7 protein-coding genes are annotated in these 7,102 nt (G+C 74.5%); all 7 read left to right on the forward strand.

All coding sequences use genetic code 11. The annotated features are described in order from the left end of the window. On the forward strand, window positions 1–917 hold a 917-nt coding region (locus tag DLJ47_RS32110), incomplete at its 5' end, for a beta-ketoacyl-[acyl-carrier-protein] synthase family protein (protein WP_109905694.1). A gap of 67 nt (window positions 918–984) precedes the next feature. Continuing rightward, window positions 985–2,076, forward strand: coding sequence for a 4-hydroxyphenylpyruvate dioxygenase (hppD, locus tag DLJ47_RS32115; RefSeq protein ID WP_109905696.1), 1,092 nt, complete (start codon window positions 985–987; stop codon window positions 2,074–2,076). After that, complete coding sequence (locus DLJ47_RS32120; RefSeq protein WP_109905698.1) at window positions 2,073–3,002, forward strand: phytanoyl-CoA dioxygenase family protein; 930 nt, start codon at window positions 2,073–2,075, stop codon at window positions 3,000–3,002. Before hppD ends, DLJ47_RS32120 begins: the two co-directional genes overlap by 4 nt. 1 nt (window position 3,003) lies before the next feature. Next, window positions 3,004–3,801, forward strand: coding sequence for a DUF3050 domain-containing protein (locus DLJ47_RS32125; RefSeq protein WP_109905700.1), 798 nt, complete (start codon window positions 3,004–3,006; stop codon window positions 3,799–3,801). Then, a complete protein-coding gene (locus DLJ47_RS32130; RefSeq protein WP_109905702.1) occupies window positions 3,798–4,769 on the forward strand; it encodes a thiamine pyrophosphate-dependent dehydrogenase E1 component subunit alpha in 972 nt (323 codons plus the stop codon). The genes DLJ47_RS32125 and DLJ47_RS32130 overlap by 4 nt, the downstream gene beginning before the upstream one ends. A gap of 2 nt (window positions 4,770–4,771) precedes the next feature. Next, window positions 4,772–5,743, forward strand: coding sequence for an alpha-ketoacid dehydrogenase subunit beta (locus DLJ47_RS32135; RefSeq protein ID WP_109905703.1), 972 nt, complete (start codon window positions 4,772–4,774; stop codon window positions 5,741–5,743). Window positions 5,744–5,745: 2 nt separating this feature from the next. Beyond that, a partial coding sequence (locus tag DLJ47_RS32140; RefSeq protein WP_109905705.1) for a hypothetical protein occupies window positions 5,746–7,102 on the forward strand: 1,357 nt, incomplete at its 3' end.

Genomic DNA, 7,102 nt, shown 5'->3' on the forward strand with positions numbered 1-7,102 from the left:
GCATGTCCACGCTGGAGGAGCAGGTGCTGGCCCGGGCCGCCCGGGGGCGGGCGGCGGTCAGCCCGTACCTGCTCACCGGGATCCTGCCGAACATGCCGTCGGCCCGGATCGCGATCCGGTACGGCATCCGCGGCTACACCTCCTCGGTCGGCACCGCCTGCGCCTCCGGCGCCCAGTCGGTCGCCGACGCGGTCCGGCTGATCCGGGCCGGTGAGGCGGACGTGGTGCTCTGCGGGGCCAGCGAGGCGCCGCTCTTCCCCACCTTCGCCGACACCTTCGGCAACGCCCGGGCGCTCGCCCGGGGCTGGGCCGATCCCGCCGCCGCGAGCCGGCCCTTCGACACCCGGCGCAACGGCTTCGTGCTCGCCGAGGGCGCGGCGCTGCTGGTGCTGGAACGTGCCGAGCACGCCGCCGCCCGGGGCGCCACCGGCTACGCCGAGGTGGCCGGTTACGGGGCCACCACCGACGCGTACCACCCGACCGCGCCGCGACCGGACGGCGCGGGCGCGGCCGAGTGCATGCGGCGGGCGCTGGCCAGCGGCGGCGTGCCGGCCGCCCGGGTCGGCTACGTCAACGCGCACGGCACCGGCACCAAGCTCGGCGACATCGCCGAGACCACCGCGCTGGCGGAGGTCTTCGGGGCGTACGGGGTGCCGGTCAGCTCCACCAAGGCGCTCACCGGGCACCTGCTCGGTGCGTCCGGCGTGCTGGAGGCGGCGGCCACCGCGCTGGCGCTCGGCCGCGGGCTGCTGCCGCCGACGCACAACCTGGACGACCCGGATCCGGCCTGCCCGGCCGACCACATCCGCAAGGAGCCCCGGGCGACGGAGACGGAGTACGCGCTGACCAACTCCTTCGGCTTCGGCGGCCAGAACGTGAGCCTGCTGCTCGCGCGGGCCGCCCGGCCGGGGAGGTGACCGGCGCAGCACCTACCCGCGGGCGGGGCGCGCCCGACGGCAGAGCACGGGGGGAAGGGCAGATGAGATGGACATCCGTGGAATCGACCACATCGAACTCTACGTGGGGGACGCGCGGCAGGCCGCCTTCTACTTCGGCCGCGCGGTCGGCTTCCGGCTGAGCGGCCAGGGCGGCCCGGAGACCGGGCTGGCCGGCCGGCGCTCGCTGCTGCTGAGCCAGGGGGACATCCGGATGGTGCTCACCACCGGGCTGACCGCCGAGCACCCGGCCGCCCGGTACGTGCAGCGGCACGGCGACGGCGTGGCGGTGATCGCCGTGGAGGTGGACGACGCCGCCGGGGCGTACGCCGAACTGGTGGCCCGGGGCGCGACCGGGGTGACCCCGCCGGTCACCTTCACCGGCGCGGACGCCGAGGTGGTCACCGCCGAGCTGGGCGGCTTCGGCGACGTGCTGCACCGGCTGGTGGAGCGGCGCGGCGACCGGCGCGACTTCCTGCCCGGCGCGGTGGAGCCGACGCCACCGCCGCCCGGTGGCGACGCCCCGCTGCTCGCCGAGATCGACCACCTGGCGGTCTGCGTGCCGCCGGGGCAGCTCGCCGCGACCGTCCGGCACTACCGGGAGGTGTTCGGCTTCGCGGAGATCTTCACCGAGCACATCGAGGTCGACGGGCAGGCGATGAACTCCACAGTAGTGCAGAGCCCGTCCGGCCGGGTGACCCTGGTGCTGCTGGAGCCGGACCGCGGCCACCGGCCGGGGCAGATCGACGCCTTCCTCGACCAGCACTCCGGCGCCGGGGTGCAGCACCTGGGGCTGCGCACCGACGACATCGTCGGCGCGGTCGGCGCGCTCGCCGCCCGGGGGGTGCGCTTCGCGGCCACCCCGGGCAGCTACTACGACGAGCTGGAGGCCCGGGTCGGCCGGGTCGACGCACCGCTGGACCGGCTGCGCGAGCTGGGCGTGCTGGTCGACCGGGACCACGCCGGGCAGCTGCTGCAGATCTTCACCGAGTCGATGCACGTGCGCCGCACCTTCTTCCTCGAACTGATCGAGCGGCGCGGGGCGCTGACCTTCGGCAGCGGCAACATCAAGGCGCTCTACGAGGCCAAGGAACGGGAGCTGGCCGCGACCGCGGCCGTACCGCAGGGGGTGGGTGCGTGACCACGACGGAGTTCGACCCGACGCTGACCGCCGAGGAGGAGGCGCTGCTGCCCTCCGCCGAGGACGTGCGGTTCTACGCCGAGCACGGCTGGTACCTGTCGAAGAAGCTGCTCACCGACGAGGAGGTGGACGCCCTCGCGGCGGCCGCCGAGCGTTACTACGCCGGCGAGCGGGACCGCCGGCTGCCGGTACGCCCGCCGAAGCTGGCCTACTGGGAGCCGGCGAACGGCGCGGTGCAGCGGCACAACGACTACGTCCACCACGAGCACGACGGGCTCGCCGCGATCCTGCGCAAGCCGCTGATCGGCGCGGTCGCCGCCCGGCTCGCCCAGGCCGAGGAGATCCGCGTGTTCCAGTCCACGCTGATCTACAAGCCGCCGATCTCCGGCGAGCCGAGCAACATCGTGCCCTGGCACTTCGACAAGCACTACTGGGCGTCCTCGTCGTCCGAGCGGATGCTGACCGCGTTCATCCCGTTCCACGACTGCGGCGAGGAGATGGGCACCATCACCATGGTCGACGGCTCGCACCGCTGGCGGGAGGTCGGCGCCGACGACACGGTGGTGCGGCACTTCGCCGAGCGCGACCGCGACCAGTTGGAGGAGATGCTGGCCGCGAACGGGGCGCACAACGGCGCCGAGATCCGCAAGGTCCCGATGGTGATCCCGAAGGGGCACATGAGCTTCCACCACTGCCGTACCTACCACGGCAGCGGCGCCAACGTCAGCGGCCGCCCCCGGCAGGCGATCTCGCTGCACCTGCAGGACGGCGACAACGCCTGGCGGGCGTACCCGCTCTCCGACGGCTCGCTCGCCGCGTACAACCACGACGTGCTGGTCCGCCGCACCGCCGACGGGCGGCCGGACTACGCGGACCCCGATTACTGCCCGGTCATCTGGCGCCACCGCGCCGAGCAGGGAGGCTGACATGTCACGGTACGACTGGGGTAGGACGCACCCGGGGATCGAGCGGCTGGAGCAGGCGGTGACCGACCGCCGCGACGTGGTGGTCAAGCACCCGCTCTACGCCAACCTGGACACCCACGAGGCGCTGGTCACCTTCATGGAGCACCACGTCTTCGCGGTCTGGGACTTCATGTCGCTGCTGAAGTCGTTGCAGCGGCAGCTCACCTGCGTCACCGTGCCGTGGATCCCGACCGGGCCGACCGGCAGCCGCCGGCTGATCAACGACATCGTGATGGTGGAGGAGAGCGACGAGCTCGGCGACGGCTACACCAGCCACTTCGAGCTGTACGTGCAGGGCATGCGGGAGGCCAGCGCCGACACCACCGCGGTGGACCGGCTGGTCGAGCTGCTGCGCGCCGGCCGGCCGGTCGGCGAGGCGCTGGGCGAGGCCGGGGTGCCCGCCGCGTCGGCCGCGTTCGCCGCCACCACCTGGCGGATCATCGAGGGCACCCCGGTGCACTGCCAGGCGGCCGCCTTCGCGTTCGGCCGGGAGGACCTGATCCCGGACATGTTCGCCCAGGTCGTCGCGATCAACGAACGCAGCCGGCGGCTGCACACGTTCGTCGACTACCTGGAGCGGCACATCGAGGTCGACGGCGAGCAGCACACCCCGATGGCCATGCAGATGCTCGCCGACCTGTGCGGCGACGACGACGCGAAGTGGCAGGAGCGCGCGGACACGGTGAACACCGCGCTGGCCGCCCGGGCCCGGCTCTGGGACGACATCCTCGCCGCGATCAAGGCCGGTCGCGGGCGGTGACCGACGCCGACCCGGTCCGGCTCTACCGCACGGTCCGGCTGATCCGCCGGTTCGAGGAGCGGGCCATCGAGCTGGTCCGCGCCGGGCACATCGTCGGCGGCATCCACCCGTACCTGGGCCAGGAGGGGATCGCCGCCGGCGTGTGCGCCGCGCTGGACGCCGACGACGTGGTCGTCGGCACCCACCGCGGGCACGGGCACGTGCTGGCCAAGGGCGCCGACCCGCCCCGGATGCTCGCCGAGCTCTGCGGCCGGGCCACCGGCCTGAACGCCGGCCGGGGCGGCTCGATGCACGCCGCCGACTTCGGCGTCGGCGTGCTCGGCGCCAACGCCATCGTCGGCGCGTCCGGGGCGATCGTCACCGGGGCGGTCTGGGCCCGCCGGCGCCGGGGCGCGGACACCGTCGGGGTGAGCTTCTTCGGCGACGGTGCGGTCAACGAGGGGATGCTGCTGGAGGCGTTCAACCTGGCAGCGCTCTGGCGGGTGCCGGTGCTGTTCGTCTGCGAGAACAACGGCTACGCCACCACCATGCCGGTCGCCGGCGCGGTGGCCGGCAGCATCACCGGCCGGGCCGCCGCGTTCGGCATGCCGGCCGCCGTCGTGGACGGCCAGGACCCCGAGGCGGTACGCGACGTCGCGGCGGCCGCCGTCGCCCGGCTGCGTGCCGGCGGCGGCCCCGAGCTGATCGAGGCGAGCACCTACCGGTTCGACGCCCACCACACCTTCGAGCACGTGGTACGCCTCGACTACCGCCCGCCCGAGGATGTGGCCCGGGGCCGGGCCCGCGACCCGGTGGCGATCCAGGGCGCCCGGCTGTCCGCCGCCGACCGGGCCGCGGTGGACACCGAGGTCGAGCGGCAGCTCGCCGCGGCGGTGGAGTTCGCCCTGGCCAGCCCCGAGCCGGACCCGGCCGGCGCGCTGGCGCACCTGTACGCCAGCGGCCTCACCCCCCGCACCGGAGGTGGTTGACCATGCCCAGGCTCTCCTACCGGCGGGCGCTCACCCGGGCGCTCGCCGACGAGCTGGCCCGCGACGAGACCGTGTTCCTGCTCGGCGAGGACATCCGGGTCGGCGCCGCGAACGTCACCGCCGGGCTGCTCAAGCGCTTCGGCCCGGACCGGGTGCGGGACACTCCGCTGTCGGAGCAGGCGTTCACCAGCTTCGCCACCGGCGCCGCCCTGGCCGGGATGCGGCCGGTGGTCGAGTTCCAGATCCCGTCGCTGCTGTTCCTGGTCTTCGAGCAGATCGTCAACCACGCGCACAAGTTCCCGCTGATGACCGGTGGGCAGTGCGCGGTGCCGGTGACCTACCTGGTGCCCGGCTCCGGCTCCCGTACCGGCTGGGCGGGGCAGCACTCCGACCACCCGTACAGCCTCTTCGCCCACGTCGGGGTGACCACGGTGGTGCCGGCCACCCCGGCGGACGCGTACGGGCTGCTGGTCTCGGCGGTGCGCTGCGACGACCCGGTGGTGGTCTTCGCCCCGGCCGGCGCGCTGGACGTCCGCGCCGACGTCGACTTCGCCGCCCTGGCCCCGGTGCCGCTGGGCCGGGGCCGGGTGCACCGGGCCGGCGACGACGTCACCGTGGTCGCGGTCGGGCACCTGGTGCACGACGCCCTCGCGGTCGCCGAGGAACTGGCCGGCGAGGCGTCGGTGGAGGTGTACGACCCGCGCACGCTGTACCCGTTCGACTGGGACTCGCTCGCCGAGTCGGTGGCCCGTACCCGGCGGCTGGTGGTGGTCGACGACTCGAACCGGTCCTGCGGGATCGCCGGCGAGGTGATCGCCACGATGGTCGAGCGGGTGCCGCTGGTCGCGCCGCCACGCCGGGTCACCCGCCCGGACGGCGCGGTGCTGCCGTTCGCCCCCGCGCTGGACCGGGCCGTGCAACCGGGCCGGGACCAGTTGCGCACCGCCATCCACCACGTGCTAAAGGACGGGTGAACATGATCGACGTTGACCACCGCTGGCCGTCCGCCGCGCAGGCGTGGCTGGACCTGCCCGCCGACGTACGGGCCGAGATGGTGGCCGCCGGGGCGAAGTCCTGGCGGGAGATCTTCGACGGCCGGGCGACGTACAACCGGCAGTGGCGGCTGGCCCGGCCGCCGGTGATGGACCGCACCTCGCTGGACGTGCTCAACGCGGTCTGCGACCGGCTCGCCCAGTTGATCTTCGAGGCGTGCCGGCGGCGCGCCGGCACGGCGGGTGAGTTGCGTCGGCTGCTCGGCGTCCCGGCCGGCGCTACCCGGTTGCTGAACGACGACGAGCCGCTGAGCGAGGCGCTGCTGGCCGCCTTCCGGCCGGACGTGCTGCTCTCCGGCGGGGTGCCGCGGGTGGTGGAGTACAACATCGACAGCAGCCTCGGCGGCGCGTTCGACGCCGACACAGTGGTCCGCCGGTTCGTCGACGTCTACCGGGCCCGGGGGATCACCGACCGGGTCCGCCTCGAGGCGGCGCCGTCCGCGGTGGACCGCCGGTTCGCGGCGATCCGCGCCGGGCTGGGCCTGCCGGACGGGGCGCGGGTGGCCATGCTGCTCGACTTCGACGCCGAGTACCCGGGGCTGGACGACCCGCAGCGCTTCCTGCGGGTGCTCGCCCCGGTGGCCGAGCGGGCCGCCGCGTTCGGCCTGGACCTGGTGATCGCACCGGTGTCCGGGGTGACGCTGGCCGACGACAGCCGGCTGGTGGTCGACGGCGCCCCGGTCGACGGGGTGTTCCGGCTCTTCGTGCCCAACCGGGTCACCCCGAGCGCCGGGGTGGACGCGCTGGAGGCGGGACTGGCGGCCGGAACGGTGCCGATCTGGGTGTCGTCGGCGGCCTGGCTGCTGGCCAACAAGCTCGGCTTCGCCTGGCTGTGGGAGGACGCCGACGCGCTGCCGGCCGCCGACCGCGACCTGATCCACCGGTACGTGCCGCGTACCTGGGCGCTCACCCCGGCCCTGCTGGACCGGGCGGTGGCCGACCGGGCCGACCTGGTGGCGAAGCCGGCCGACGGCTCGGCCGGGGTGGACGTGCTGATCGGCCGGGAGTGCGACCCCGACGGCTGGCGCGACGGGGTGCGGCGGTTCGCCGAGCGGGGCGGCTTCATCCTCCAGGAGTACGTCCCGGCGGACAGCGTCCCGCTGGACTTCGTGCACATCGAGACCGGCGAGACGGTCAGTGCCGAGGTGCCCTACAGCATCGCCCCGTACCTGTTCGGCCGCCAGCCGGCCGGCGCCTGCATCCGCACCGGCTTCCCCGGCTGCGACGGAGTGCTCAACCTCGCCCGCGGCGTCCTCCTCTCCGGCCTCCTGGTAACCAACC

Origin of the sequence: Micromonospora sp. S4605 (assembly GCF_003176715.1) — a bacterium.
In the GTDB taxonomy this organism is placed as follows: Bacteria; Actinomycetota; Actinomycetes; order Mycobacteriales; family Micromonosporaceae; genus Micromonospora; species Micromonospora echinaurantiaca.